The organism is Pseudoalteromonas sp. SG43-4 (assembly GCF_014164325.1).
In the GTDB taxonomy this organism is placed as follows: domain Bacteria; phylum Pseudomonadota; class Gammaproteobacteria; order Enterobacterales; family Alteromonadaceae; genus Pseudoalteromonas; species Pseudoalteromonas distincta.
Genome location: NZ_JACJFB010000012.1, coordinates 112,738 through 139,495, shown reverse-complemented (window position 1 = coordinate 139,495; position 26,758 = coordinate 112,738). Strand labels below are relative to the sequence as shown.

Annotated in this window: 26 protein-coding genes; 11 read left to right on the top strand and 15 right to left on the bottom strand. The window is 40.4% G+C overall.

Going from position 1 to position 26,758, the window contains the following annotated elements:
• The first annotated feature begins 36 nt into the window (after positions 1–36).
• Positions 37–924, top strand: coding sequence for a LysR family transcriptional regulator (locus H5160_RS13210; protein WP_138490298.1), 888 nt, complete (start codon positions 37–39; stop codon positions 922–924).
• Positions 925–1,019: 95 nt separating this feature from the next.
• Here the strand turns inward: H5160_RS13210 and H5160_RS13205 are convergent, their stop codons facing one another.
• The 3 genes from H5160_RS13205 to H5160_RS13195 form a co-directional block, all read right to left on the bottom strand.
• Positions 1,020–1,400 carry an STAS/SEC14 domain-containing protein gene (locus H5160_RS13205; protein ID WP_002960091.1) on the bottom strand — a complete coding sequence of 127 codons (381 nt, stop codon included), beginning with the start codon at positions 1,398–1,400 and terminating at the stop codon, positions 1,020–1,022.
• Positions 1,401–1,544: 144 nt separating this feature from the next.
• The gene (locus H5160_RS13200; RefSeq protein WP_024595730.1) at positions 1,545–2,237 is read right to left on the bottom strand and encodes a cupin domain-containing protein; all 693 of its coding nucleotides are present in this window, start codon (positions 2,235–2,237) and stop codon (positions 1,545–1,547) included.
• Between the two features lie 49 nt (positions 2,238–2,286).
• The gene (locus H5160_RS13195) at positions 2,287–2,907 is read right to left on the bottom strand and encodes a glutathione S-transferase family protein (protein WP_182673696.1); all 621 of its coding nucleotides are present in this window, start codon (positions 2,905–2,907) and stop codon (positions 2,287–2,289) included.
• A gap of 389 nt (positions 2,908–3,296) precedes the next feature.
• On the opposite strand from H5160_RS13195, the gene H5160_RS13190 reads away from it, so the two are divergent.
• Positions 3,297–3,815: a TetR/AcrR family transcriptional regulator gene (locus H5160_RS13190; RefSeq protein ID WP_182737728.1), complete on the top strand. Its 519-nt coding sequence runs from the start codon at positions 3,297–3,299 to the stop codon at positions 3,813–3,815.
• 84 nt (positions 3,816–3,899) lie between these two features.
• Here the strand turns inward: H5160_RS13190 and H5160_RS13185 are convergent, their stop codons facing one another.
• From H5160_RS13185 to H5160_RS13165, 5 genes are all read right to left on the bottom strand, one after another.
• Entirely contained in the window at positions 3,900–5,369 is a 1,470-nt protein-coding gene (locus H5160_RS13185; RefSeq protein ID WP_004334688.1) for a carbon starvation protein A, read from the bottom strand.
• Positions 5,370–5,628: 259 nt separating this feature from the next.
• Complete coding sequence (locus H5160_RS13180) at positions 5,629–6,546, bottom strand: carbohydrate kinase (protein WP_182737727.1); 918 nt, start codon at positions 6,544–6,546, stop codon at positions 5,629–5,631.
• A 2-nt stretch (positions 6,547–6,548) separates the two neighbouring features.
• Positions 6,549–8,072, bottom strand: coding sequence for a mannitol dehydrogenase family protein (locus H5160_RS13175; RefSeq protein WP_182737725.1), 1,524 nt, complete (start codon positions 8,070–8,072; stop codon positions 6,549–6,551).
• Between the two features lie 60 nt (positions 8,073–8,132).
• Positions 8,133–9,854, bottom strand: coding sequence for a cytosine permease (locus H5160_RS13170; protein WP_165723387.1), 1,722 nt, complete (start codon positions 9,852–9,854; stop codon positions 8,133–8,135).
• A gap of 372 nt (positions 9,855–10,226) precedes the next feature.
• Positions 10,227–10,901 carry an HAD family phosphatase gene (locus H5160_RS13165; RefSeq protein WP_182737724.1) on the bottom strand — a complete coding sequence of 225 codons (675 nt, stop codon included), beginning with the start codon at positions 10,899–10,901 and terminating at the stop codon, positions 10,227–10,229.
• Positions 10,902–11,328: 427 nt separating this feature from the next.
• Here H5160_RS13165 and H5160_RS13160 point away from each other — a divergent pair, with 427 nt between their 5' ends.
• Together H5160_RS13160 and H5160_RS13155 are read left to right on the top strand one after the other, a co-directional pair.
• The gene (locus H5160_RS13160) at positions 11,329–12,855 is read left to right on the top strand and encodes a catalase (protein WP_039488381.1); all 1,527 of its coding nucleotides are present in this window, start codon (positions 11,329–11,331) and stop codon (positions 12,853–12,855) included.
• A 98-nt stretch (positions 12,856–12,953) separates the two neighbouring features.
• Positions 12,954–13,469: an ankyrin repeat domain-containing protein gene (locus H5160_RS13155; protein WP_182737722.1), complete on the top strand. Its 516-nt coding sequence runs from the start codon at positions 12,954–12,956 to the stop codon at positions 13,467–13,469.
• Between the two features lie 56 nt (positions 13,470–13,525).
• Here the strand turns inward: H5160_RS13155 and yddG are convergent, their stop codons facing one another.
• Positions 13,526–14,446 carry an aromatic amino acid DMT transporter YddG gene (gene yddG / locus H5160_RS13150; RefSeq protein ID WP_182737721.1) on the bottom strand — a complete coding sequence of 307 codons (921 nt, stop codon included), beginning with the start codon at positions 14,444–14,446 and terminating at the stop codon, positions 13,526–13,528.
• 494 nt (positions 14,447–14,940) lie between these two features.
• Here yddG and H5160_RS13145 point away from each other — a divergent pair, with 494 nt between their 5' ends.
• The 7 genes from H5160_RS13145 (at position 14,941) to H5160_RS13115 (ending at position 22,615) form a co-directional block, all read left to right on the top strand.
• Positions 14,941–15,594, top strand: a complete 654-nt coding sequence (locus H5160_RS13145) for a TetR/AcrR family transcriptional regulator (protein WP_004334664.1) — start codon at positions 14,941–14,943, stop codon at positions 15,592–15,594.
• Between the two features lie 3 nt (positions 15,595–15,597).
• Entirely contained in the window at positions 15,598–16,080 is a 483-nt protein-coding gene (locus H5160_RS13140) for a putative 4-hydroxy-4-methyl-2-oxoglutarate aldolase (protein WP_182737719.1), read from the top strand.
• A 409-nt stretch (positions 16,081–16,489) separates the two neighbouring features.
• Positions 16,490–17,692: an amidase family protein gene (locus tag H5160_RS13135; protein WP_154902964.1), complete on the top strand. Its 1,203-nt coding sequence runs from the start codon at positions 16,490–16,492 to the stop codon at positions 17,690–17,692.
• Positions 17,689–19,272 (top strand): gamma-glutamyltransferase family protein, encoded by a 1,584-nt coding sequence (locus tag H5160_RS13130; RefSeq protein WP_182737718.1) that lies wholly within the window; start codon positions 17,689–17,691, stop codon positions 19,270–19,272. The genes H5160_RS13135 and H5160_RS13130 overlap by 4 nt, the downstream gene beginning before the upstream one ends.
• On the top strand, positions 19,260–20,084 hold the full coding sequence (locus tag H5160_RS13125) for a sulfite exporter TauE/SafE family protein (RefSeq protein ID WP_007378545.1): 825 nt from the start codon (positions 19,260–19,262) through the stop codon (positions 20,082–20,084). Before H5160_RS13130 ends, H5160_RS13125 begins: the two co-directional genes overlap by 13 nt.
• Positions 20,085–20,087: 3 nt before the next feature.
• On the top strand, positions 20,088–21,317 hold the full coding sequence (locus H5160_RS13120) for an alanine--glyoxylate aminotransferase family protein (RefSeq protein WP_182737717.1): 1,230 nt from the start codon (positions 20,088–20,090) through the stop codon (positions 21,315–21,317).
• 14 nt (positions 21,318–21,331) lie between these two features.
• Entirely contained in the window at positions 21,332–22,615 is a 1,284-nt protein-coding gene (locus tag H5160_RS13115) for an allantoate amidohydrolase (RefSeq protein WP_182737715.1), read from the top strand.
• 137 nt (positions 22,616–22,752) lie between these two features.
• Here the strand turns inward: H5160_RS13115 and H5160_RS13110 are convergent, their stop codons facing one another.
• The 6 genes from H5160_RS13110 to H5160_RS13085 form a co-directional block, all read right to left on the bottom strand.
• Positions 22,753–23,055, bottom strand: a complete 303-nt coding sequence (locus tag H5160_RS13110) for a hypothetical protein (protein ID WP_007584337.1) — start codon at positions 23,053–23,055, stop codon at positions 22,753–22,755.
• A gap of 44 nt (positions 23,056–23,099) precedes the next feature.
• Positions 23,100–23,348, bottom strand: a complete 249-nt coding sequence (locus tag H5160_RS13105; RefSeq protein ID WP_182692416.1) for a DUF1272 domain-containing protein — start codon at positions 23,346–23,348, stop codon at positions 23,100–23,102.
• Positions 23,342–23,704, bottom strand: a complete 363-nt coding sequence (locus H5160_RS13100; protein ID WP_149593221.1) for a 2OG-Fe(II) oxygenase — start codon at positions 23,702–23,704, stop codon at positions 23,342–23,344. The genes H5160_RS13105 and H5160_RS13100 overlap by 7 nt, the downstream gene beginning before the upstream one ends.
• A 235-nt stretch (positions 23,705–23,939) precedes the next feature.
• Positions 23,940–25,478, bottom strand: a complete 1,539-nt coding sequence (locus H5160_RS13095; protein ID WP_182737714.1) for a glucan biosynthesis protein — start codon at positions 25,476–25,478, stop codon at positions 23,940–23,942.
• Positions 25,479–25,835: 357 nt separating this feature from the next.
• Complete coding sequence (locus tag H5160_RS13090) at positions 25,836–26,060, bottom strand: ribosomal protein L7/L12 (RefSeq protein WP_007378552.1); 225 nt, start codon at positions 26,058–26,060, stop codon at positions 25,836–25,838.
• 171 nt (positions 26,061–26,231) lie between these two features.
• Positions 26,232–26,744 (bottom strand): hypothetical protein, encoded by a 513-nt coding sequence (locus H5160_RS13085; protein ID WP_024596157.1) that lies wholly within the window; start codon positions 26,742–26,744, stop codon positions 26,232–26,234.
• Positions 26,745–26,758: the final 14 nt, after the last annotated feature.

Below are 26,758 nucleotides of genomic sequence, written 5' to 3'. Positions count from 1 at the left end.
TATCTGTTGCATAAATCGAACATATAGGCAAAGTGAATGGATAGAATTATTGCAGCTGATGTATTTATAAAAATTGTAGAGCAGAAAAGTCTAGCCGGTGCTGCCCGTGCTTTAGATATGTCTAGATCTATGGTTACACGGTATTTGAATCAAATGGAAAAGTGGGCAAATACCCAACTACTCCATCGGTCAACAAGAAAAATAACACTCACGTCAGAGGGTGAAAAAGTACTTAATCATAGCCGAGAGCTCATTGCCATCGCCCAAAACATCAGTGCGCCAATAGAAAGTAATAACAGATTAAACGGGCAAATTAGGTTGTCGTGCTCGCCTTTTTTAGCACATGATGTACTACCAGATATGTTGCAACAATTCTTGCACGCTCATCCCGAAGTCAGTATTGATGTACAAATTAGTAATCACGTTACAAATTTGGTAGAAGAGCGAATAGATTTAGCAATTAGAATTACCAATGACTTAGATCCTAATATAATTGCTCGCCCACTTGGGAAATGCCATTCAGTATTATGTGCAAGCCCAGAATATTTAGAAAAAAACTCTAAGCCTATAACTACGGATGATTTGAGTCGTCATAACTGTTTAAACTATTCACGGTTTGAAAAAAGTATGTGGCATTTTTCACACCCTGAAAAACCCGTATCTGTAGCGATTGCTGGTAACTTCAGTGCTAATGATTCGAGCTTACTGTTAAAAGCTGCTCTTAATAATCAAGGAATAACTCTACAACCTAAGTTTGCTGCGCAGAAATATATAAATAATGGAAAGTTAATACATTTACTACCACACCTTAAACCACAAACTTTGAGCATATACGGTATTTACCGCTCTAGGAAACATCAGTCACTTGCACTTCGTTCATTTATTGATAGCTTAGTAACGTATTTTGATAAAATTGATACTTAACAATAAGCGAAAACTATTAAACGTTCGCTATAAGTCCTTTATTTAAGAGTTGAAATAGCGCTTTGTAAGCGCTATTTTTTGAAAGAAGGGATTTATTATTCGTCTAGCCAATCTATGGCTGCGGTAGCATTTTCAAAGTATTGAACCTCACCCGATATGAACCAGTTACCTATTTTGGCCATTCGAGCTTGCCACTCTTTATTACCGTAAATAGCTACTTTTTTAAATTCTTTAGAGTGCTTAACACCTAACTTGAGGTCGTCCCACGCTGCGCGTAATTCCCAACCTTCAAGCTCGCTACCATCTATTAAGGCGTTTACAACTGGGTGCTTAACTTCGCCAAGAGCTGAATTTATCATTGGGGTAATTATTTTGTAGTCGTCGTGAGTAAGCGTACCAACGGCTTTAAGTTTTAAAAAAAACTCTCTTCCTGCACGTTCAAGACCAATCGATAAACCATGTGTTGTGTGTACCATTACTGCTCTCCTTAAATAGGCTGAGTGGTAAAAGTACACCTTCTAAAATTAATTAGTCCTGAACTAAATCAATAAATAGTCCTGAACTAAATCAATAAATAGTTCTAAGCTAGATCATTAAATAGTCTCAAATAAACGACTCAATTACGCATTTTGTACGCGAGATATCTGGTTTTCTACATCAGTTAAATGGCCCGTTTTAAGCCATACTTTTGCACCATTACTTCCCGCTTTAACGTTAACAGAGCTATTAATAGGCACTCTTAACCAACTGTTTTTTACAAGGGTATCGGCTTGCTCATCAAATGAGCCTTCAAGTACTAGCAGCTCAGCTCCGCCTTTTGCGCTTATAACCATGCAGGCGTTGGGCTTAAAGTCCAACAAGCTTACGTCTTCAAAATCGTCTTTGTATAAAGGGGTTACGGCTACATTTTTAAAACTAGGGTGCGCCGTACTTTGCATCAAGTCCGTTTGTAAACGCACGTGGGTTCGATCATCTGGCTGAAACTGCCATAACTTTACAAATATAACGCAGCCATTTTCAGACCCCGGTTTGTGCTTTGATTGCGGTGGGTTACGGATATAAGAACCTGCCGCAAAGTCACCATGTTCATCTTGAAATACCCCTTCAAGCACAACAAACTCTTCACCGCCTGTATGTACATGCGGCGAAAATTCACTCCCAGGTGCATAACGAACAATGGTCGTTGCGCGAGCAACTTCGTCGCCCACTCTATCGAGCGCTCGCCTATCAACGCCCGCCATTGGCGATGCAACCCACGGAAGTGATTCGCTATGTACCACAACTCGTTTACTAAAATCGGCAGCAATTTTCATATTTGGCTCCTAACCGTAACTCCACTTAAATTTTAAACTAACAACCTAATTAAGCCGCAACACTTGGGCGTTTTGCTACTTTTTCTTGCCATGCAACTAAATGGGTTAACTCATTCGGGATTGCTATTTGTGCAAATCCAGCAAATACCATCCCAGCATACAATGTAATATCAGCAATACTAAACTGCTCGCCGCCAACAAACGCCGATTGCGCTAGTACATCATTAAAATAGCTAAACCCTTGGCGCGCTTTTTCGCCTTGTTTTTCACCCCAAGCCACATTTTGATATGTTTCAAGCTCAGGACCTAAGCCATCAGTTGCATGATGAAAGTAAGTTGCCACAGCGTCAAGCACCATAGATTCTGCGCGCTTTTGCATCATGTTAATTACTGCACGCTCTTTTGCGGTTTCACCCATTAAAGATGGGCCTTCAAATGCGGTATCAATATACTCAGTAATAGCGGTACTTTCTGATATAAACGTGCCGTCATCTAGCTCTAATACGGGTACACCTGCTAATGGATTTTTAGCTAAAAAGGCTTTTGTTCTGTGTTCTCCATTTAATAAATCAACAGGTACAAACTCAACATTTGAAGTGGCATTTTTTTCAGCTAAAGCGATACGAACACGAAGTGGATTTGGAAAGTTTTCTACATCATAAATTTTCATAGCAATCTCTATCTTTATTGTTTAAAAGTGAGCCAACGGCGGAGACTACCTATCGATAGGTAATTTATAATATTAAACTAAATTTAAGTCAACGTTTAAATTTTTCTGATTTATGGGATTTAACTTAATTCATAATAAAATTATGGAGTTGCTTAAAAGTAAAAACACTTGTAAATAACTACCTACTGGTCGATAATTTTGCTGTACCAATTGCATTAAATAAGTGATCTATTATTGCGCTAGGAAAATAGCGCAATAACGAGGCGAAAATCATGACATCTAGTTATTCTGTATGAATAATTTTTAACGCAGTTAGTGTGTTATTTAATGCGATACAATGATCATGTTTTTAATAAAACTGGTGTTACTGCAGATAGGAAATATTAAAAATGAGTAAAAAAGAAGCTTTATTAAAAGCAGCTGAAAACAAGGTGCGCCTTGGCGGATACAGTAATTTTAGTTTTAGAGAGCTCGCCTGCGAAGTCGGCATTAAAAGCGCCAGTGTGCACTATCACTTTGCGACTAAGGCCGATTTAGGTGCTGAGCTTGCTCATCAATATACTAATTCTTTTTTATCTGCGTTAGGCGAGCCAAGCGAGCTTAAAGCAAGCGGTAAAAATCCTATTGATGTGTACACTCAGCTTTTTAGACGTGCATTAGTAACCGATAAAAAAATGTGTTTATGTGGGTTACTAGGAGCCGAAAGCGATAGCCTTCCAGATAAAGTACGCCTTGAAGTAAAACGCTTTTTTAATCAAAACCTAACATGGCTTAGCGTTGCACACTTAACTAATGGTGAGCCTAACCCCGCTCAAGCAGCTATTCAAACAGTGAGCCTGCTTGAGGGCGCTATGATGATAAGCAAAACGCTCGACGATAATAGTTACTTTGAACTTGCAACTCAGTAATACCTAAATTTAGTACACAAAAAAAGCGAGCTATTGATTATCAATAGCTCGCTTTTTTAATGCTTGAAATAACTTATGTGATTATTAAACCGCTGTTGGTTTAACTTTATGCTTAGAGTGCACAATTGCTAAAACAATTAAGCCAATCACTGTTACTACAGCGCCAATAGGTTTACCTAAATCGCTTGATAAGTTAAGACCAATTGCTGCAGTGCCAATATAAGAAACCGTTACCGCTGTTGCTATAACAGCAGGAACACTGGCAATCCAATGGAATGTACCACGGTCAAACAAGTACTTAGTAGCAAGCCATAATACGCTTGTAGAAAGCAGCATGTTTGAAAATGCAAAGTAGCGCCAAATTAATGAGAAATCGAGCTTAGTCATAAAGTACGCTATAGCAAGTATAGGCACCGCCACTAATAAGCGATTACGTAAACTTTGTGGAATATTAAACGCATCAACAACAGTTAAACGTAATGAGCGGAACGCTGTATCACCAGAAGTAATTGGGAATACGGCTACTGCAATAATTGCCATTATACCGCCAAATACGCCTAAGTAACTGTTAGCTACATGGTTAACAACTAAGCCTGGACCACCTTGGTCAAGCAATGCTTTTAAGCCTGCGTAACCATCTGGGAACGCTGCAATACCAGCAAGTGCCCATACACAACCTACAATACCTTCACACATCATAGCGCCGTAATAAACTGGACGTACGTATTTTTCGTTAGTTAAACAGCGCGCAATAATAGGCGCTTGAGTAGAGTGAAAACCACTAATAGCACCACAGGTAATTGTTATAAATAACAGTGGCCATGTTGGTAATCCATCTGGGTTTGGCTCTAAAAAGTCATGTGCGTGATCAGCTTCAAAGTAAGCTAAAAAGTCACTTGGTACAGGTAAGTGCGGCGCATTAATAAGTAATGAAATAGCAATTGCCACTGTCATTACAATCATTAGCGCACCAAAAATTGGGTAAAACTTAGTGATAATTTTATCAATTGGTAGCAAGGTAGCTAAAAAGTAATACGCTAAAATAGCAAGTACCCAAAAGGTGTTGTTTGCCAGTATTGTACCTTCAAAAAAATCAAGGTTACTTAGCAAACCTGCAGGGCTCATAATAAATACTACACCTACAAAAAACAGTAGCATGGCAGTAAATACAAGCATAAAGCCTTTAAATACGACGTTGTAATAATGGCCTGCGATTTCTGGTAGGCTTTTACCGTCTTCTTTTATACTCATTACACCTGAGAAGAAGTCGTGTACAGCTCCACCTAAAACATTACCAAGTACAATCCATACTAGTGCAACGGGTCCGTATAAAGCACCTAAAATTGGGCCAAATATTGGACCTACGCCAGCAATGTTTAAAAACTGAATTAAAAATGCTCGTACAGGGTGAATAGCTACGTAATCAACACCTTCGCTAAAGCGTTTTTGTGGTGTGTCAGCAGTTGAATCCAAACCGGCTTGTTTTTCAACAAATGGGCTGTAAAACTTATAGCCCAGTATTAAAATAGTGAGGCAGATAAAAAAGATGATCATAAAGCACGTTTCTCTTTTTGTATTTTAGTTATAGAGCGCATTGTGTGTCGCCCCGCCTTTTCAATCCGTGAATAATCGACGAACGATAACAAAGCTTTAACCCTCAAACAATAAGACGTTTAGCTAATACAATAATCGATATAAGCCACTATTTACGCAACCTGCGCACTTAACACTCACTTATCGCCTATGTCTTATTTTAGGCACAAAAAAAGCGGTTAAACTTTTACGTATAACCGCTTTCACACACAATGTTTTTTTAAAGTGGGTTCATAAACTCACTAATTTGTTGATGCGTTAAAGTAGGTGTTGCACCAGAACTTTCGGCGACCATTGCTCCAACGGCACATGCAAAGTCAACGGCATATTGCGCGTCGTCGTTGCTACAAAGCTGATAAATTAACGAACCTAAAAACGAATCCCCTGCGCCAACAGTGTCAATTACGCTAATTAAATAACCTGAATTATAAAAATTCTCGCCTTTGATTGTTAATAAAGCACCGTGGCTACCTTTGGTTACACATAAGTAATCGGTATTTGTTTGCTGTGCTATAAACGCTAAATTTTGTTCAAGCGAATGAAACTTACAACCCATCGCTTTTGCAATTTCGTATAGCTCTTCATCGTTTAACTTAATAAAGTCTGCTTTATTCATTAAATCTACAAGTATTTCTAGCTTGTAATGCGGTGCACGTAGATTTACGTCAAATACTTTAAAGTTTGCTACATCAACTAGTTGATTTAATGTTGCTAAAGACGCTTCGCTTCGCCCAATTAGGCTGCCAAATACAAATACATCGCTACTTTTAACTTTACTAAGTAACTCATCGGTAAGCGCTATATTATCCCACGCAGAGTCTGCCACTATTTCATAACTTGCAGAGCCACCACTGTCGAGCGTTACCTCAACCGTGCTAGTTTTTTTGTCACTATTAATAGCAATGTATTCGCAGCTTACTCCTTTGCTAGTAATTTCGCCTAGTAGCTCAGCGCCTAACTCGTCGTTACCAACAGCGCTGATCATGTCGGCTTTAATGCCTAGTGAGTTAATACGCACACACATATTAAGTGGCGCGCCACCTAAGCGTTTACCTGAATCAAAACAATCCCACAGCACTTCGCCAAAGCAGCTAACACTTACGTTTTCGCCTGATTTATGATTAATTAAAATGCTCATAATTAGTTACTCTTTTGATCAAGTACAGCCTGCATAATGGCTTTAATTTTACTATTAGGTGCATACAACGCAGTAATCGACTTTTTATATTCAGCAGTAAACGTTTCGTTATGCTCAAGCTTACCAAACAAGCTCGTTAACTTTAAAAATGCAATCGGGCTAGTTTGAGTCTCTTGCGCGTAAGAATTAAGCTCTTTGTGCATCGCATCTTGAATTTCAAGCTTTTCGCCGTTTTCACTTAAACCCTTATCGCTGTATAAACACCAAGTTGCAATAACAAGCGTTGCCAGTGATACATCTCGACCTTGTACTAGGTTTTCGTTAATTGTGGCAATTAAAAACTTAGGCAGTTTAGCTGAGCTTTCACTACAGATACGCGCTAGGCTGTCTTTAATATTAGGATTAGCAAAACGCTCTATTAACGTATCTTTGTAGCTTTCAAGGTCAATGCCTTCAAGTGGTTCAAGATTTGGCGTTACTTCTTTATCCATAAAAGCACGCAGGTATGTGGCAAATAATTCATCAGATACCGTTTCGTCAATAGTGCCATAGCCATGGATTGAACCTAATAAACCAAGCACAGAATGCCCTGCATTAAGTAAACGTATTTTCATGGTTTCATAAGGCGTTACATCAGTAACAAACTGTGCACCAACAACATCCCAATTTGGACGAGAGTCACTAAATGTGTCCTCTATTACCCATTGTGTAAATGACTCACAGGTAATTGGCCACTCGTCACTAACACCATATGCATCAACCACGTAATCAATATCACTCTTTTTAGATACCGGTGTAATACGGTCAACCATCGCATTTGGAAACGATACGTTTTGCTCAATCCACTCACTTAGGTCTTTGTCTTGCTCTGTAGCAAAGGCTAAAAGCATTTTGCGTGTTACGTTACCGTTGTGCTGAATGTTATCGCACGACTGTACTGTAAACGCACCTTGGCCTTGCTCTTTACGAAGTTTTAACGCAGCCGTAATGTAACCAAACGCTGTAATTGGGTCGTTCGGGTTATTAATGTCGTTAATAATATCTGGATTGCTGTAATCAAACTCGCCCGTTGCAGGGTTAAAGTTGTAGCCGCCTTCGGTAATAGTAAGCGACACAATTTTAGTATCGCTGTGCGCTAACTTATTAATTACCGCTTGTTTGTCCTCTGGAGCAAACAAAAAGTCGATCATTGAGCCAATTACTTTGTTATCTATTGTACCGTCTGGGTGTCTAACAGTAAGCGTGTAAAGGTAATCTTGCTGCTTTAAAATATCACGCAGACCACGGTTACCCTCTAAAAGGCCAACACCACATATACCCCATTGCTCAGAGCCCGGAGTTTTTAAAAGCTCGTTAACATACACTGCTTGGTGAGCTCGATGAAAACCGCCCACACCAATATGTACAATACCGGCTTTAACTGCGCTACGGTCGTAGGTTGGTGTATCAACATGGCTTGGTAATTGGGCCAAGCTCTGTTGGTTTAGCCCTGTAACTAGAGCGTCAGTGTGTTGGTATTGTGTCATGGTGTGACCTTACTAAACAAAGATAAAATATAAATTACGATACTGTATTACGATAAATAATTACGATGCTGTATTGAGTACTTTATGGCGTTTTAACGACCAGTACGCAGTAACAAAATAAATAACAGTACAAATAAAACAGGCTATTTCGAATTGCGATTTATTAGCGCTGTACATACTCATAGTTTCACTGAAAAACATCACTTGGCTGGCAAATATAAAAATAATAACCAACGAAACAGTAGAAACCGCGTTAAGTACTTTGGTAAATACAGAGCTGTCAATTACTGGCTTTGGAATGTCTTTAGCCTCAGCTGCTTGATATTCTTTAATATCACGTTGCTCTTGCTTTTCTGCTGCAATCTCTTGTGTGTAATCGTCACCAGCGCCGTATTTTTTAGCTAAAAGCGTGTAAACAGCAATGGTGAAAATCCATGTAGGAATAAATAAGTAGTAAAACGACATTACATCAATTGCGTTTAAGCCAAAGCCAAACACAAGTGCTAACGCCCAAGATGCTATAGCCGGTACGCTGCGGGTAATATTTTTATATTTAGCCCAGTAACGTGTTAGGCCAATTTTAGGAAATAACACATGCTCAGCAAACACAATGCCGCCTACTGGTACAACTAATAAGCCTGCGTAAGTAAGTAGCGGAAGCATTTGAGAAAATACAAACGGGAAACATGCAATAATTACGGTTACAACACCTACAATAGCGGTGGTGCGTTCACGTGATTGATTAACAAATATAGATTGAGCTGCAAGGCCTGCACGGTAAAGGTTTGCGTTAGCTGTAGTCCAACCGGCAATAATTACAATAACAAAGCCAGTCCAACCTAATGCATGGTATGCAACATCGCCCGGATCAAGTGATGAAATAGTTGTTTTAAGTAATACCGCAACACCTGCGCCCATAATACCGGCAGAGATCCACGCTAAGTAATGACCAAAAAACATGCCCACACCAGAAAACAAACCATAGCTTTTGCGTTTAGCAAATCTAAAAATAGCCATGTCGATTAAACCAAAGTGAGTTATTGAGTTAGCAGCCCATGCAAAGCCAATCACTTCTAATAGGCCAATGCCCTTTTCACCATCGGCATTGGTGCCCGTCCATATGGAGGAGTCGCCTATGGTCATAAAGTCGCTAAAGCTAGTTAAAGAGGTAGAACCTAATACGTGATTTGAAAGCTCAGGGAATAACGCAAACGAGCCTGCAATAAATATGACAAATAGCCACGGCGCACACAGCTTTGAAAAGTCAGCAACCGTAGAAAAGCCATACATCGCAACAAATACAACAATGGAGCCAACAGCTAAAACAATGGCTACAAACCAAAAGCTATTTGGATACCAATCAAGTTGCGCAGGTATATCAAACAAAAACCGCACGGCGGTGGAGGATACCGTGATCATCGCGGCCGATATAACACTAAAAATAACCACGTTAGCCCAGTTATAGAGCTTGGTCATTGAGTTACCAGCAATTTTGTTTAAGTAGTTATATAAACTTAAGCGGGTTTCTACTGCAATGGGTGCAGTAATCAGCCACCAAGAACACATTGCTAACAGGTTACCTATTAATAAACCCAGTAGAATGTCGATGGTTGAAGCGCCTAATGCAACAAACGTTGCACCAATAACAAATTCAGTAGCCGCAACATGTTCGCCGGCGTATAGCCCTGCAAAATGCTTCCAGCCGTGAAGCTTATTATTAGCAACAGGAAGTTGCTCTTCGTTTACATCTTTAAATGTTTGTGTGTGTGGACTCGTTGCCATGGTATTTCCTATTGTTAACAGCAAAGCATTTGATACCAATCTGCATAACTATTTGAATAATTTAACGAGTTAAATTACCCCATAACGTCGTTAAAAATTTTATATTTAGAACAACTAGATATAAAAATTTTTGCCTAGTTACAGTGCAATTTTCTTATCGTTAAATAAACCCCATATTCAAGCAGATTGGTATAGTACCTAAATACTTTGCCTTTTATAATTTGGCTTATAAACGCATGATCTTTTGCCATGTTTTGTTTTATTTTTAGTAAAGCAAAACCATCTACATTTATATTTTGCGTTTGCTTGCCTGTCAGTGTGTAAGGCGAGCAAATCGCGTTTAAAACTTTGTTTATTTAAAAAGCTGCGTGTTTACTGCTTTTTAAGTGCAGGGTATGCACTAAAAAAATCTTGCCAATGCGTTAAATGATCAACATTTGGGTAAGCACTGTGTACATGATTAACAGAGCCTTGCATATGTTGCCCACCGCTGTAATGCAGTACTTGCATATTGGCGTCAATTCCTGCATTTACGCCGGCTTTACTGTCTTCAATTACTAAGCAATGCTCTGGCTTTACACCCATTCGCTTAGCTGCATGTAAAAATAAATCAGGCGCCGGTTTACCACGCTTAACTTCGCTGCTGGTAAAAACCGTATCGCTAAAGTACTTACTTAAACTCACTACGCTCAACGCTTTTGCGGTGCGTGCTGGGCTGCTGCTAGTAGCTATACAAATAGGCACAGCTAAATTGTTAAGTACGTCTTCTATACCATCAGTCGTGGTTAGTCCGGTTTCAAATTCGTTTAATAGTGCCTCGCGGTAGTCACCTTCAAAGCTTTCAGGAAGAGTGACATTAAATGCATCCGCTATTTTTTGGCTTACTGTTTTAAAGTTGCAGCCTAAAAAGTGTTGCTGTACATAAGCGCGGTCAATCTCAACGCCTTTTTCAACAAGCATATTAATGAGTACTTGTGCGCTTAAAATTTCGCTATCAATAACAACGCCATCACAATCAAATATCACTAGCTCAATATTAGTATTCATCTTGTCACCTTATTAACACTGTTTGGTTTAGCTAATTTAAGTATAACGAGTTAAGCGCGATTAATATTGTGCAACTTTTTAGTGCAACCCAGCAGTGAGCATAAGCTCACTGGTTGAGCATATTCCCTTTATTGTGCGAATATGTCAACACACTGTAAGTATAAAACGCACCAGCTTGGTGAAAATACCGCCAGATAAAACTAAAAACCTTTGTATTTAATAAATTTTATAAAAGCATATTGCGACTAAGGTCGTAGTAAAAAAATTACATTAATGTAAAAAGTGTATCTGCAAATTCATACCATCTGTTTTACAAATCACATCAATCTAATTAATCAGTTTTACCGAAGTTAATAAAATTAATACTATCGTTAACAGATTAACAGCCTGCACCACTGCCGGCACTTTTAAATAGATGAGGTCGACAATGAATACTCAAATAAACAAAACAAAATTAACACTAACTGCACTGGCACTTGCAATGGCATTACCGGCAAGCGCAGCAACAACTCTTACTAAAGATAACGGCGCAGCTGTTGGCGACAACCAAAATTCAATTACTGCTGGCGAACGTGGCAGTGTATTACTAGAAGACGTGCAACTAATTCAAAAACTGCAACGCTTTGCACGTGAGCGTATTCCTGAGCGTGTTGTGCATGCTCGTGGTACCGGCGCACACGGTGTGTTTGTAGCATCAAAAGAGCTAGACGATTTAACAATTGCAGCACCGTTTGCACAAGCTGGTAAAGAAACAGACGTATTTGTTCGTTTTTCATCGGTAATTCACTCAAAAGGCAGCCCAGAAACACTGCGTGACCCACGTGGCTTTGCAACTAAGTTTTACACAGACCAAGGTAACTGGGATTTAGTAGGTAACAACTTACCGGTGTTCTTTATTCGCGATGCGATTAAATTTCCAGACATGGTTCACTCTTTAAAACCATCTCCGGTTGATAATATTCAAGATCCTAACCGCGTATTTGACTTTTTCTCGCACGAACCAGGTTCTACACAAATGCTAACGTGGGTTTACAGCGACTACGGTACACCAGCAAGTCTTCGTAAAATGGACGGTTGGGGTGTACATGCATACAAAATGATTAACAAATCGGGCGATGTTAAATACGTTAAGTTTCATTGGGTAAGCCAACAAGGTATTGATAACCTTGACGCAAAAGAAGTAGCTAAAGTGCAAAGCCAAGACTTCCAACACTTAACACGCGACCTTTACAGCGAAATTGGCAAAGGCAATTTCCCTAAATGGGATCTGTACATTAAAACGCTTGATCCATCGCAGCTTGATGACTTTGATTACAACCCGTTAGATGCAACAAAAATGTGGTTAGACATTAAAGAAACTAAAGTAGGAACAATGACCCTAAACCGTATGCCAACTAACTTCTTCCAATCTACGGAACAAGTAGCAATGGCACCGGCAAACATTATTCCAGGTATTGAGCCATCAGAAGACAGACTATTACAAGGTCGTATGTTTTCTTACGCTGATACACAAATGTACCGCCTAGGTGCTAACCACCAGCAACTGCCAATTAACCGTGCAAAAGTTGAAGTGGTTAACTACAACCAAGACGGCGCAATGAATATTGGTAACACTACAAGCAATGTGAACTACCAGCCAAGCCAAGAAAACGTAGCTGAAAACCCAATTGCACGTAGAAGTAACACAGAGCTAAAAGGCTTTGTACAACAAGCTGCGATTAAAAAGCAGCAAAACTTCGCGCAAGCAGGTGTTATATACCGTGGTTTTAGCAAGCAAGAACGTACAAACCTAATTAATAACCTAGCAGGCGATTTAGGCAAAGTGCAAAACAGCAGTGTTAAACACAAAATGCTTAGCCACTTTTACAAAGCTGATAGTGAGTACGGTACACGCTTAACTAAAGCTGTAAACGGCGACCTTAAAATGGTTAAACAACTAGCCGCTAACTTATAAGCAACTAGTTAAAAGCAATTAGTCCCAACTAAATAGCTATTTAAACCACAATCATGAGGAAGGAATAAACCCTTCCTCTTTTATAAGAGACAATTGTTATGCGTAATTTATTAATTATAGTCGCTCTATTTCTGAGCTTTACCAGTAGCGTTTACGCTCAAAATACATCAGATACACAAACACCCAGTACGCAATCTGAAACCCAACATTCTGCAAAAACTCAATACGATAGCTTATTTGCTTATTACTTTGCCGCAGCACGCACAAACGACACAGCTGTAATAGAGCAATTTGTAGATGCCGGTATTCCTATCGACAGCTACAACAATAAAGGCTACACCGCGTTAATGATTGCTACTTACCATGGTAATAAAAACACGGTTAACACACTTTTACACTTAGGCGCTAATGCCTGTCTAGAAGATAACCGTGGCAACACAGCGCTAATGGCCGCTATTTTTAGAGGTGAATTTAGTATAGCTAAAACACTCGTATCACTTGATTGCGACAACGCGCATCAAAACAAAGCCGGTCAAACAGCAGAGCAATTTGCACAAACACTTGGTCAACAAAAAGTTATAGAGTTACTAGCGCAGGTAAATAATGCAAAATAATCTGCACGCAACAAAAAGCCCTAAAATAATAGGGCTTATTTTTAATAAAATTAGCCTTATGTTGCAGACGCTATTTGAGGTTGTTTAGGCTTTTCTCGCGTTACAAAGTAGCAAATTAGCGAGCCCACTGTTACCAGTACAACCCCCTGCCAAAACGAAGCACTCAGCGTAATAGATAAATACAACGCCGAAATAATAGTAGAAAACACCGGTGTAAAGTACGAAAGTGTTCCCAAAAGCATTAAGTTACCGCCAATAATAGCTTGATTCCACAGTGCATAACCGCTCCCCACTACTACACCAGCTAATAGCAACGTTATGCTTGAGCCCAGTGAAAACGTTAATGGTGCTTCATTACTAAAACCATATTGCGCCCACAAACTCATTGCCGTGACAGTAAAAAATAACGTAATAGCATTTTTACCATTACTCAGCTTTTGCGTAACTACGCAATAAATAGCCCATATAAACGCTGCAGCTAATGCCATTAAATAAGTAGCAGGATTATCAGCAAAGTTAGTAACAAGCGTATCGAGTGACATTTTTTGATCGCCCGTAATACACCAAGCAACGCCTAAAAAAGCAATGATCATGCTTGGGTAAACCCAGTAACTTACTTTTTTACGACCAATAATAATAGAGAGCAATATAGTCAGCGTGGGCCATAAATAATTAATAACCGCCATTTCCATTGCCTGATGACGGCTGTTTGCCATACCAATAGAAAGCGCCAAGCAAATTTCGTACGCTACAAATAATAAAGTACCTATTACCAAGTAACGTTTCGAAAAACCACTAAACTTGGGCACTCCCATAACCAAAATTAAAAATATCGCACTGACAGAATACATAGCCGCCGCACCACCAATGGGGCTAAACAACTCAGAAATATCTCGTAGTAATGCAACTAAGCAACTCCACAGTAATATGGCCGCGACTCCATAAAGCGTGTATTTATTTTTGCTTATAAAATCCATTTGCCAATCCAAAAGTACTACTCGTAAATTTGAAACTAAACTAACAGTAATTATTTAATTAAACAATAAGGGTCTGTTGTTCTTTCAAGGTTGAATTTGCAGCAGTCTGTTTGGTATTTAGGCAAGGCAGAGCCTATATAGTGTGGTTATTCCCCAGTAATGGGCGATAACGTAGCATTAATGCCAAACAGGCGCTGCCCAAAGGGTTCTTCCTAGGGGCTACTTACTCTTTGTTGCCTACATGGATGTAGGTAAGGGGCGTGAGCAGGACGCGGAAGCTTTGCTCGGTTTTTACTTAGCCCACTAGGTTACAAATCTCGCGCCGCGATTAAATAGCCCCTAGTTTGAACAAATTTTAATCCGCAAAGATCAACAGACCCTAAAGTTAATAGCTTAAACCTCTCATTTGTTTTTAGCATTCACCCTTTTTAGTAATTGACCTTTTGGTCAGTAAAGCTACAATCAATCAATACGTTAAACACGCAAACTTTATAATGACCACACAAATAAAGCCAAATAAAAAAGAAGTCACACGCGAGAAAAACCAAAAACTAATTTTAGATGCCGCCGAGCAATTGTTTTCGCAATTAGGTTACGACGGAGCAAGTATGAGCATGGTTGCTAAAGAAGCGCAGGTGCCAAAAGCTAATATTTTGTATTACTTTAAAAGTAAGGATGGTCTGTACGAGTCTGTGATTGACCGCATAATAGCTAATTGGAACTTAGGGCTCGATAACGTCACAATTAACGACGATCCAGCTACCGTGCTTTATAACTATATTAAAAGCAAAGTAATACTGGCCGTAAATCAGCCAATGCAATCTCGCTTATTTGCCAGTGAAATACTGCGCGGTGCACCCTATTTACAAAACTACTTTAGAACCAATACCCGCCCTTGGGTTAAACAAAAGGTTGATGTACTTCAAGCATGGATGGACGCTGATAAAATGGATAAGGTTGATCCCTACCATTTGCTCTTTACTATTTGGTCTACCACGCAATATTACGCCGACTTTCAGGCTGAGGTTTTACTCGTAATGAACAAATTAGAGTACGACGAAACCGATGTGGCACAAATTACGCAATCAATTGCCCACATAATTTTAAAAGGTATTGGTCTTAAAATACCTGAGCAAAGTGAGACTTAACCCATGACATCCTTTACTACACCCGATTTATTTGACGATCATCGCGATAACGTGCAAGTAACAGACAGCGGCCTTTATCACTTTGGTAAAAAAACCACGTTTTATGGCAAAGTAGTTACCGTTACCTGCCCAGAAGACAACTCTTTTGCCGCCGATATATTGCATGAAAATGGTGAAGGTAAAGTATTGGTTATAAACGGGTTTGCGAGCAAACGCTTTGCGTTTATAGGCGATATTATGGCTGAGCGTGCCCTAAATAATGGCTGGGAAGGCGTAATAATAAATGGCTGTTGCCGAGATATAGAAATACTTGCCACGATGAACTTACCTGTAATGGCGCTTGGCTCTACACCGCGTAGTACCTTAAAGCGCGGCTTTGGTGATAAAAACCAAGCTATTACCATGCTTAGCACCACCATAGAACCTAACGATTGGGTTTACGCCGATATTAATGGTTTAATCATCAGTAAAACGCCCCTTATTTAGCACTCAAAACCATATAAATAGAGACCAACTTGGTGCACCTACGCACCAAGTTGGTTTGTTTTAGCTCATTTTAATCTCACTATTTCTACAGCCCACATTTGCAAATCTCATACAACCCAACAAAACCTGACCAGTTGGACAGGATTTTAATTTATGGCATTCCTCTTGCTTAGTCTAAGTACTATAAAATCAAAACTACCGATTAAAAAGCGGAGCCTTAGCAATTGCATTAAATTAGTGATCTATTATAACGCGAAGAAAATGACGCAGTGAGTGCGCTATTTAATCCGATAAAATGATCATGTTTTTAATAAAATTGGTATTCATAATAATAATAGCCAGCCCGCTTTTTAATCACTCTTAACTTAATAAGTAAGTACTTGGTCAGTTTTATAATAATGAGCTGCAAATGAGTGATAAAAAAAACAACAAAGGTATATTTTGCAATCACGGTCCTACCCTGTGGCAAACAAACCACTCTGGAGTGCTTGCAAACAATCGCTTAGCTGTAAAAGATGTATTTGCAGTAAAGGGAGAGCGTAACAGCGCAGGCAACCCACACTGGTTTAAAACAGCTAAACCGGCTCAAAATACGGCAAGCTCGGTTAATAAGCTCATGACCGCTGGTTGTAACTTTATAGGCTTTACCCATACTGACGAGCTGGCTTATAGCTTAGAGGGTAATAATATACATTATGGCGCTGCGCAAAATCCTAAATTAAAAGGGCATGCTTGCGGTGGTTCGAGTATGGGGTCTGCTGCTGCAGTTGCTGCTAACTTAGCTGATATTGGCTTAGGCACCGACACCGGCGGCTCAATTAGAATACCCGCCAGCTATTGTGGTTTATATGGCATAAGGCCAAGCCATAACGTGATTGAAAAAGACGGCCTAATACCGTTGGCTCCGCCTTTTGATACCATAGGTTGGCTTACCCAAAGCGCCGAGCTATTAAGCGATGTAGGTAATGTACTGCTACCAAATCAAGCTATTAATAACGTTGATACCTTAGTTATTTGCGAGCCGTTATTTGAACTCGTTGACCCTGTTTTACAAGCCCCACTTAAACAATTGCTTGAAAAAACCAAGCCTAATTTTAAGCACCATAAAGAATTTGAACTACCTAACAGCAGCTTATTAAATGAACTTGCTGATAGTTTTAGAGTACTGCAAGGGCGAGCAATCGCAAAAACGCATAAAGACTGGCTTCAATTGCCGGGGCAACTTCCCCAGTTTGCTCCAGCAATTGCGGCACGTTTTAATATGGCGCTTGCCCTAACTGTTCAAGAAGAACAAGAAGCACTAAAAGTACAAACCCAATGGCAAACACTAATAGCTAAAAACCTAAATACAAACAGCTGTTTATTTTTGCCAACCACCCCCACAACCGCACCTAAATTAGGCGCCGACACAAGCGCCTTACGTATGCAAATTATTACGCTTTCGGCAATTGCAGGGCTTAGTGGCTCAGCGCAAGTGCATTTACCGCTGGCTGATTTAGCAAATGATCATCCGTATGGTTTTTCATTAATGATGAGCCACGGTAACGATAAAAGCCTACTTGCTTGCGTTAAGCACCTAGCTGCACACTTTAAACAGGACACACCGGCATGACCACACACAACATTGCATTTACCGCGTCTCATTTTTCGGCCACTGAGGCGGGTATAAATATACTAAAACAAGGCGGTACAGCTACCGAGGCTATGGTAGCGGCTGCCGCTGCTATTAGCGTTGTATATCCACATATGAACTCAATTGGTGGCGACAGCTTTTGGCTTATCGATAACCCAAACCAAAAAACGCCTACCGCTATTGACGCCTGCGGCCGTGCAGCAACTAATACAACGCCCTATAACTCGCTCGCGCAAATACCAGAGCGCGGCGGGTTAAGCGCACTGACTCAAGCGGGTACAATTCGCGGTTGGCAAAAGGCGCTTGAACTAGATGAGCACGCAGCACTACCACTGTCACAAATTTTAGCACCCGCTATTGAGCTTGCGCGCGAGGGCTTTACAGTTACAAAAAGCTTGCAAGCAGGCTGCGAAAAACTAGCCACTGCTAACAATACCAATGAGGCGTTTAAAAGCCTCTACATACCCAATGGCAAGCCCTTGCAAGCAGGTCAACATTTTAAAAACCCTAAACTTGCAGCAACGTTTGAATACCTAGCAAAACATGGCTTAAACGCATTTTATGAAGGCGCACTTGCCAACTCATTTGCCGCCGACTTAGCAAAAGCAGGCAGCTCAATTACCGCAGGTGACATTGCAAATACTAAAGCCGAGGTAGTTACTGCGCTAAATGCAAACCTCAGTGGTATTGATTGCTACAACTTACCCGCGCCAACACAGGGCGTGCATTCACTACAAATAATTGGTGCCGTAAATAAGTTAAAGCATTTAGCTAAAACCGATGCCGACTGGACACATTTAATTGTTGAGGCAACTAAACAAAGCTTTACCCATCGCCCTACCCTTTGGGCTGACCCTGAAGCATTAGGAGACGATTATAAAAACGCACTAACCGATAATCGCTTAAGCGAACTTGCTAACAATATTGATATGGCCAAAGCCAAAAAATGGCCATTTAACGCAGAGCCTGGCGATACTGTGTGGATGGCAGCCAGAGATAAAAACGGGCAATTAGTCAGCTTTATTCAAAGCATTTACTGGGAATTTGGCAGCGGAATATTAATGAGTGAAGGCGGCTTTGTGTGGAATAACCGTGGTTTAAGCTTTAGTTTAAACAATCAAGATACCAACGCCCTTGCTCCAAATAAAAAGCCCGCTCATACACTTAACCCAGCACTGGCAAAGTTTAGCGATGGTCGTCGACTTGCTTACGGAACAATGGGCGGTGAAGGGCAGCCACAAACTCAAGCCGCTGTTTTTGCAGGCTACGCGTGGCGAAATAAATCTATAAAACAAGCAATTAGCGACCCTCGTTGGTTACTTGGACGAACATGGGGCGATACGAGTACAAATTTAAAAATTGAAAAAGAGTTAGTTTTTCATATAGAACATGAATTAAATCAACGTGACCACGATTGGGTAAGCGTTGATAATAATAACGAAATGATGGGGCACGCTGGGGCTATTTTAGATACACCTACAAGCCTTGAAGCTGCAACAGATCCTCGTTCAGATGGACGTGCAACAGTAACTACAGCAGGAACACAATGTCAGAAATAATAAATCAATGGCCAATTATAGTAGCCTTAATAGCAACCGGTATTTTTGCCGGTATTTTAGCAGGACTTTTTGGTGTAGGCGGCGGTATTGTTATCGTCCCTGTGCTGTATTTTTTACTGCAAGGTTTTGGCGTAAGCCCAGAGTCGGCAATGATGATAGCCACCGCTACATCACTTGCAACCATAGTACCTACTTCGCTTTCATCTATTCGCTCGCATCATAGCAAAGGGAATATTGACCTTGCGCTAATAAAATACTGGGCACCATTTATTTTAGTTATGGCCGTTGTAGGCAGCTACTTAGCGCACTCAATACGCGGTAATGCACTGGTACTTATGTTTGCCTGTATTGCTATTTTAGTCAGTTTAAACATGCTATTTAGAGCCGGCGCACCCGCGCTTGTAAAACAACTGCCAGGAAAATTTGGTCAAGGGGTTATGGCAAGTATTGTAGGTGGTTTGTCGGTAATGATTGGCATAGGTGGCGGCACTATTGGCGTACCTATGCTAAACGCATTTAATGTACGCGCCCATGTTGCAGTAGGTACTGCGGCCGTTTTTGGTTTATTGATTGCACTACCTGGCGTTATTACCTTATTAAGTATTGGCACAACGCCAACCGATGCTCCCCTAGGTACGTGGGGGTTGGTTAACCTCCCTGCCTTTTTTCTTATTATTCCGCTAACTATTTTATTTGCGCCTATTGGCGTAAAAATTGGTAGCAAGCTGGATCAAAAACAACTAAAACGCGCCTTTGCCGTTGTCTTAATGATAACCGGCATACGCATGCTTATTCAGACTCTGGGAGCCTAAAATATGTTTAATAACACGCAAGTTCAAACCTTAAACCCACCACAGCGTTTATTAATGGGACCAGGTCCAATTAATGCCGACCCTCGTGTTTTACGTGCTATGTCGGCGCAGCTTATAGGCCAATACGACCCAGTAATGACCGGTTTTATGAACGAAACCATGGCACGTTACCGCGAAATTTTTAAAACCAAAAACGAATGGACCATGCTAATAGATGGCACATCGCGCGCAGGGATTGAAGCCGTATTATGCTCAATTTTACGCCCAGGCGATAAAGTCCTTGTGCCAATTATGGGGCGCTTTGGCCACCTACTTGCTGAAATAGCAGAACGCGTTAGCGCAAAGGTGCACACAATAGAAGTACCGTGGGGCGAAGTGTTTACGCCAGAACAAATCGAAAAAGCCATTGTTGATGTAAAACCCCATGTACTTGCTATGGTACAAGGCGATACATCCACCACCATGAACCAACCTCTTGAGCATATTGGCGATATTTGCCAAAAGCACGATGTACTATTTTATTGTGATGCTACCGCCTCCATTGTGGGTAACGAACTTCCTGCCGATGAGTGGAAACTCGATGCACTTTCTGTTGGTCTGCAAAAGTGTTTAGGCGGTCCGTCTGGGTCTGCGCCATTAACGCTTAGCGATAAATGCGCCGATTGGATCCAAAAACGCAAAAAGGTAGAAGCAGGTATTCGCACGGCCGACCATACCGACGGCACAGAGCCCTTTGTACGCTCTAACTATTTTGATTTAGGCATGATCATGAATTACTGGGGAGAGGAGCGCCTCAACCATCATACCGAAGCCACCAGCATGCTGTACTGCGCCTCAGAATGCGCCCGCATAGTCATTGAAGAAGGCGTGGATAAATGCGTAGCGCGCCACAAGTTACATGGCGATGCCATGCTAACAGGCATTGAAGCGCTCGGCTTAAATGTATTTGGTGATTTAACACATAAAATGAACAACGTACTGGGTGTGTATATACCCGAGGGCATTAATGCCGATCACGTACGCGGACAAATGCTAACCGATTTTGGAATAGAAATTGGCACCTCGTTTGGCCCGCTGCATGGCAAAATTTGGCGTATTGGCACCATGGGTTACAACGCCCGTAAAGATGCCGTATTACAAACATTGGCAAGCCTAGATGCCTGCTTACATGCCAACGGCTATAAAGGTCCTAAAGGCGAAGCCGCCATTGCCGCCCTTGCTCACTATAAATAAAAAAAGGATTTAGCATGACGATTGTAAGCCCACAACACAGCCCTTTATTAGACAAAGAACTTGCTGATGAATACGCAACACGCGCTTTATCTCGCTGTAAAACCCTCAGCGCACTATCGCAAATGCAAGGCGGTATTCACCGCGTGTACTTATCAAAAGAGCACAAAGAGTGTAACGCCGTTACTGCATCGTGGATGGTTGAGGCAGGCATGCAATCGTGGCAAGACGAAGTGGGCAACCTTTGGGGGCGACTAAAATCATCAAACCCACATGCTAAACGTTTAATTATAGGATCGCACCTCGACACCGTACCAAACGCAGGTGCGTTTGATGGTATTTTAGGTGTACTACTGGGGATAGAAATTGCAGCGCTTGCACATAAGTTAAAGCTCGACCTGCCCTTTCATTTAGATGTAGTGGGCTTTTGCGATGAAGAAGGCACCCGCTTTGCCACAACTTTAATTGGCTCAAAAGCCCTCGCTAACGAATTTGACCCACAGTGGCTAAACATTGAAGACACAAACGGCATAACTATGCGCCAAGCCATGCTCGACTTTGGCCTAAACCCTAACGACTACGCAAAGGCCGCACTAAACAAAAACGAATTACTAGGTTACTGGGAAACTCATATTGAACAAGGTCCTGTACTCGAATCGGTTAATCAGGCGTTAGGGGTTGTAACTGCAATCGCAGGAGCAAAACGCGCCATGCTTACCCTAACAGGGCAAAGCGGTCATGCGGGTACAACGCCAATGAACTTGAGGCAGGATTCACTAGCAGGCTGCGCTGAATTAGTAACCGAAATTGAAAAACTAGCAAAAAGTGCGAGTAATGGCGAAGTAGCCACCGTAGGGCAAATACAGTCTCGCCCTGGGGCTACAAACGTGATTGCAGGCAAAACAACCATAAGCCTAGACGCACGCGCACAAAGCGACACCGATCTCGCTAACTTACTAAGCGTCATACAAAACAGCGCTCAATCTATAGCAAGCAAACGCAATTTAACGCTTGATTGGCAATGGACGCATGCCGCCGATGCCGTAGCGTGCGACACCACTATTCAGCATTTGTTTTCAAGCGCATGTAAACTCAATAACCAAGCATCGCCTTCACTTGCCTCAGGCGCAGGGCACGATGCAATGGCAATCGCTCCAATTTGCCCCGTTGGCATGTTGTTTATACGCAGCCCTGGCGGTATAAGCCATCACCCAGCAGAAGCGGTTATCGACAGCGATATAACAAAGGCACTCAGTGTAATGTACAGCGCGCTTTTACTTTATGTGAAAGAGTGTGAGTGATTTAAGGTAATCGAGTAAACCAAGTATATTAACTTGGTATGCTTAGGGGCTTAAACCTCCTCAAAGTCATTTGGAGGTTATTACTGAAGGCAGGTAAATGCAGGAAAACACAGGAATATACGTTATTTAAAGTAGCTTTATCGAGCTGCCCTTTGCTCTTTTAGGCTAAGGCGTTTATGTGAGCTATATACATGTTGAATGTTTGTACCATTGACCAAATATGCATCCATTTCAACGGTAATTAGCCCCGATAATGGCTTGATTTCTAGAACACCCAACTCACCTAAATTTGCAGATAGTAAAGTATTATTCCTAATAGCTAACAAAGTTTTGTCAGTATCTCGTAAGTCACCATTCACATATAATTTAGCACCACTAAACCAAGAGTTAATTATTTTAACTTTGATTGATTTAACGGTAAATTCAAAGGATTTTCTCATCAGATCTCCATATTCAGAAAATGTAATTATTATACTTTGTGTTCTTATGTGCTTGGCGCACAAACACTTTTTTTTAATACCCGTTTAGTCGATGCTGGGTAATTTTTTAGTGCAGCCAAAGGGCGAATTGGCCGCTGAACCAAATTACCTGAGCAGTTTGGGCACACGTTATTTAATAACGTTTGAGCACAGCCAGAACAAAATGTGCATTCAAATGAACAAATAAAAGCCTCTGTGGACTTTGCAGGTAGATTCTTATCACAACATTCACAATTAGGTCTTAAATCTAGCATTTAGCGCTCCCTTTTATCCACCCAATGCTGAGTAAATATCTATTACCTTTTATAACTTTTGATACCTGATGCTCACTTACATCAGGGCGGAATAGCTTAACCCGCTTTGTTTCAAATATCGGATTACTACAAATAAACTCACCACCCAAATCTGCTTTTTTAAGCACTATATTCAACCGATAGTGTTTACCAGATTCAACTTTGTCTGTGTGTGGTGCTATTTCACTTCCTTGTGGGAATTTAAGCAAATATGTATCAAATTTAATTGGCCACGTAGCACCACAAATCAACATTTTATCGTAGCCTGATTTTTGTCGGCCTCGCTCCCAACAAAATAATTTACTCAAAAAAAACATACAATCCCTCGAAACAGCTAATAAGCTGCAGGTTAACTCGTTTTTTTATATTTATTGATAAACAAACCATAGCCGAGTTCATATTTTGATTCAATCGATTACTGTATTTTACGTGGGATATAAAAGGGAGTTTTAATGGTGTTTTGATTGGCGTTTTAATAGACATTATGGTGGCTATAATTGACAGAAAATCAAAATATAGCCACCCGTTTTACTTTAATGCTTATTTAAGGTCTTATTTAATCGTTACCTTTGCATCACTTACCCATGTTTCAGTTATAGCTTCATCATTTTTATCAACTAAATACGCGCGTATGTTCACCGGATTGTTGTTAGCTTGTTTGTAGTCAAACGCTAATCGCCATTGGTTTGTACCAACTACCGGATAAACTCCAATAGGTTCTAATATTTCACCGTTGCTGGCTTCAACAATCGGCTTTATACCACTTTTGTTATCTAAGCCTTTAAATACTGGACCTTCAAAATCAATCACCATCTTGTTAACGCCTTCAGGAATAGGCTGGCCGGGAATTCCGCCTAAGCCTTGGCGAGTATTTACAACGCTTGCAAGCGTTTTTGATTTTGGATCGAGTGGACGCCATTCAATATCATAAGAAAAGGTAAACTCGTCGCCTTTGCGCGCCTCTTTTTCGGGCACCCAGTAGGCAACAATATTGTCGAACGTTTCATCTTTTGTAGGAATTTCGATTAACTGAACTGCGCCTTTGCCCCAATCGCCAGTAGGTTTAATCCACGCTGATGAACGCTTATTGTAAAATACGCCGTCGTCTTGGTAGTTATTAAAGTCACGATCTCTTTGGATTAAACCAAACCCTTTTGGGTTCTCATCAATAAAGCTATTGGTTGACACCGACTGAGGATTATTTAATGGGCGCCAAACGTATTGACCCGATCCTGTGTGAATCGCAAGGCCATCGCTATCGTGAATTTCTGGGCGCCAATCTTTAGCTTCTGTTTTATCTTTTTGTGAGTACCAATACATACTGGTTAACGGTGCTACGCCTAAGCGTTCAACATCGGCGCGCATATACAAATTAGCCGTTACAGAGGTAATATGGCCTTTGGCTTCTTTGTTATCTTTACTTAAACCAAATCGATAAGCACCAGTGATAGAAGGCCCTTCAAGCAATGCCCAAACAGACACGCTTTCACCTTTTTTCTCTGCGGGGCCAATCCAAAATGCAGAAAAGCGCGGAAATTCTTCTGGCTGATTCATACCCGTATTAACTGCAATACCTCGAGCCGACAGTCCATATTGCCCCTCTGGCCCATCAGTTCTAAAATAAGACGCGCCTAAAAAAGATATCCAATCTGGTTTCATATCTGGGCGCATTATTCTAAAACCTGCAAATCCAAACCCTTCTGGGAGATCGTGAGCTGGGCTGTCATCAGGCATATCAAAAACATCATTACTAAAAGGTACATTTTGTACCTGATTTTTATCGTCTCTGATGTAAATACTTACTGGCTCAGGAAAATATCGCCCAGGGTAAAATAATTGTACGGGCGCCTTTTTTCCACTTGGGTATAAGGTTTCATCTTCTTTAAAACGTATTTTCCAGTGTTCGTCATACGTAATTTTATCGATAAGCTCAGGGGCTGGTACTGCAGTTGGCGTATAGGGCTTTTCGGCTGAGGCTTTTGCTAGGGCTTTTAAGTCTTCGAATGAAAACTCCGTTTTATCTACTGCTTCTGTCGCGTAAGACGACATCGAAGTGCTAAAAATAATTGCGATAAATAACTTTAATTTCATAAAAAGAATGTCCAATAAATTGAGTCAAATAAAAATGGGAACGCTGCACGAACGTATGTTTAACTTAAAGTTCTGTATGGATATTACGTGACGTAATATGAACTAGTGTTTACTAAAATATAGTTATTTGACTACAGGACCTCCCATAGTTATTTTTTTTAGGTATTAGGGATATTGCGCGCGTTTGATGATATCGCTGAAGTGAAAATAAGTGGGATAGCGCAATTTATTATTAGATCGCTGGTATTCAAATGGATAAGGGTTGTATTTAGGTGGTGGAAAACGAAGAGGCTCACCCCTTTTAAAACTTGCAATTAATGGCTGAGTTTTATTTGGCCCTCACTTCAGGGCATGTTTTTATGTTTTTGAAGTTAATTTTTCAATAGCATCTTTAGCTTCTTTCAAACTTACACCATGAACAGATCTATAATATTTTATTGCTCTAACTTTATGACCTGATTTTAAAGCAACAATAACATCACCTTCAGTTACGCTGCCATGCTTAGGTATTGAGTTACCAAATATTAATATAAATAAAACTGCAATAACCGCTAAAACACCCCAAATATATTCAATTTCCATAAATATCCTCGATGTTCGAAAAATAATGAGCCTGTAGGTTAACTCGTTTTTTATTTATTTTTATTGATAAACAAACCATAGCTGAGTTCCTCTTTTGTTTGTAATAATGTTCACCAAGAGCAAAATGTATTTTTATTTTATCTTATTTTAATTATTCTTATTGGCTACTGGTTAAATAGCCTTTCGCATTTTATTTAATAACTCGTAGCATGCTTTATACAACAGTATTTCCATGTCTTCGTTATGGTACAAAGGACCCCAACGAAAAAAGCCTCTTAAGCTAAATTTTTTAGCTATGAATTCGCGCCACGTAACAGATTTAGAAACGCTGAACGTTTTAATCGTCTTATTGTGTTTAATATTATACAAGCGCGATACTAACTTAACTTTTGGTCGCCAAAATAGCGGAATAATAGCTGTATCAAAATCTATAGTGAATGCATCACCACCATGCAAAGTAACTATAACAACATCTAAACCAATATCTGACTTTTTAGGCTCTTTAATAGACGAAATACTGTGAAGACAAAAAATATCTTCAAGCTTCTTGTGCATATGATCTTGTAGTGAATCGCCCGTTATATAAAAAAACGACTCTACCTTAGAAAAATGGCTGTTATTAGCTACAGCTAACGATCCCAAATAAACATTTGGCTTTTCAGAGCTAAACCAATCGAATAGCAAATTTAAATTCCTTT

Bases quoted from the DNA above. Each gene is read 5' to 3' on its own strand.
- H5160_RS13210 (WP_138490298.1), top strand. From the start codon at position 37: ATGGATAGAATTATTGCAGCTGATGTATTTATAAAAATTGTAGAGCAG.
- H5160_RS13205 (WP_002960091.1), bottom strand. From the start codon at position 1,400: ATGGTACACACAACACATGGTTTATCGATTGGTCTTGAACGTGCAGGA.
- H5160_RS13200 (WP_024595730.1), bottom strand. From the start codon at position 2,237: ATGAAAATTGCTGCCGATTTTAGTAAACGAGTTGTGGTACATAGCGAA.
- H5160_RS13195 (WP_182673696.1), bottom strand. From the start codon at position 2,907: ATGAAAATTTATGATGTAGAAAACTTTCCAAATCCACTTCGTGTTCGT.
- H5160_RS13190 (WP_182737728.1), top strand. From the start codon at position 3,297: ATGAGTAAAAAAGAAGCTTTATTAAAAGCAGCTGAAAACAAGGTGCGC.
- H5160_RS13185 (WP_004334688.1), bottom strand. From the start codon at position 5,369: ATGATCATCTTTTTTATCTGCCTCACTATTTTAATACTGGGCTATAAG.
- H5160_RS13180 (WP_182737727.1), bottom strand. From the start codon at position 6,546: ATGAGCATTTTAATTAATCATAAATCAGGCGAAAACGTAAGTGTTAGC.
- H5160_RS13175 (WP_182737725.1), bottom strand. From the start codon at position 8,072: ATGACACAATACCAACACACTGACGCTCTAGTTACAGGGCTAAACCAA.
- H5160_RS13170 (WP_165723387.1), bottom strand. From the start codon at position 9,854: ATGGCAACGAGTCCACACACACAAACATTTAAAGATGTAAACGAAGAG.
- H5160_RS13165 (WP_182737724.1), bottom strand. From the start codon at position 10,901: ATGAATACTAATATTGAGCTAGTGATATTTGATTGTGATGGCGTTGTT.
- H5160_RS13160 (WP_039488381.1), top strand. From the start codon at position 11,329: ATGAATACTCAAATAAACAAAACAAAATTAACACTAACTGCACTGGCA.
- H5160_RS13155 (WP_182737722.1), top strand. From the start codon at position 12,954: ATGCGTAATTTATTAATTATAGTCGCTCTATTTCTGAGCTTTACCAGT.
- yddG (WP_182737721.1), bottom strand. From the start codon at position 14,446: ATGGATTTTATAAGCAAAAATAAATACACGCTTTATGGAGTCGCGGCC.
- H5160_RS13145 (WP_004334664.1), top strand. From the start codon at position 14,941: ATGACCACACAAATAAAGCCAAATAAAAAAGAAGTCACACGCGAGAAA.
- H5160_RS13140 (WP_182737719.1), top strand. From the start codon at position 15,598: ATGACATCCTTTACTACACCCGATTTATTTGACGATCATCGCGATAAC.
- H5160_RS13135 (WP_154902964.1), top strand. From the start codon at position 16,490: ATGAGTGATAAAAAAAACAACAAAGGTATATTTTGCAATCACGGTCCT.
- H5160_RS13130 (WP_182737718.1), top strand. From the start codon at position 17,689: ATGACCACACACAACATTGCATTTACCGCGTCTCATTTTTCGGCCACT.
- H5160_RS13125 (WP_007378545.1), top strand. From the start codon at position 19,260: ATGTCAGAAATAATAAATCAATGGCCAATTATAGTAGCCTTAATAGCA.
- H5160_RS13120 (WP_182737717.1), top strand. From the start codon at position 20,088: ATGTTTAATAACACGCAAGTTCAAACCTTAAACCCACCACAGCGTTTA.
- H5160_RS13115 (WP_182737715.1), top strand. From the start codon at position 21,332: ATGACGATTGTAAGCCCACAACACAGCCCTTTATTAGACAAAGAACTT.
- H5160_RS13110 (WP_007584337.1), bottom strand. From the start codon at position 23,055: ATGAGAAAATCCTTTGAATTTACCGTTAAATCAATCAAAGTTAAAATA.
- H5160_RS13105 (WP_182692416.1), bottom strand. From the start codon at position 23,348: ATGCTAGATTTAAGACCTAATTGTGAATGTTGTGATAAGAATCTACCT.
- H5160_RS13100 (WP_149593221.1), bottom strand. From the start codon at position 23,704: ATGTTTTTTTTGAGTAAATTATTTTGTTGGGAGCGAGGCCGACAAAAA.
- H5160_RS13095 (WP_182737714.1), bottom strand. From the start codon at position 25,478: ATGAAATTAAAGTTATTTATCGCAATTATTTTTAGCACTTCGATGTCG.
- H5160_RS13090 (WP_007378552.1), bottom strand. From the start codon at position 26,060: ATGGAAATTGAATATATTTGGGGTGTTTTAGCGGTTATTGCAGTTTTA.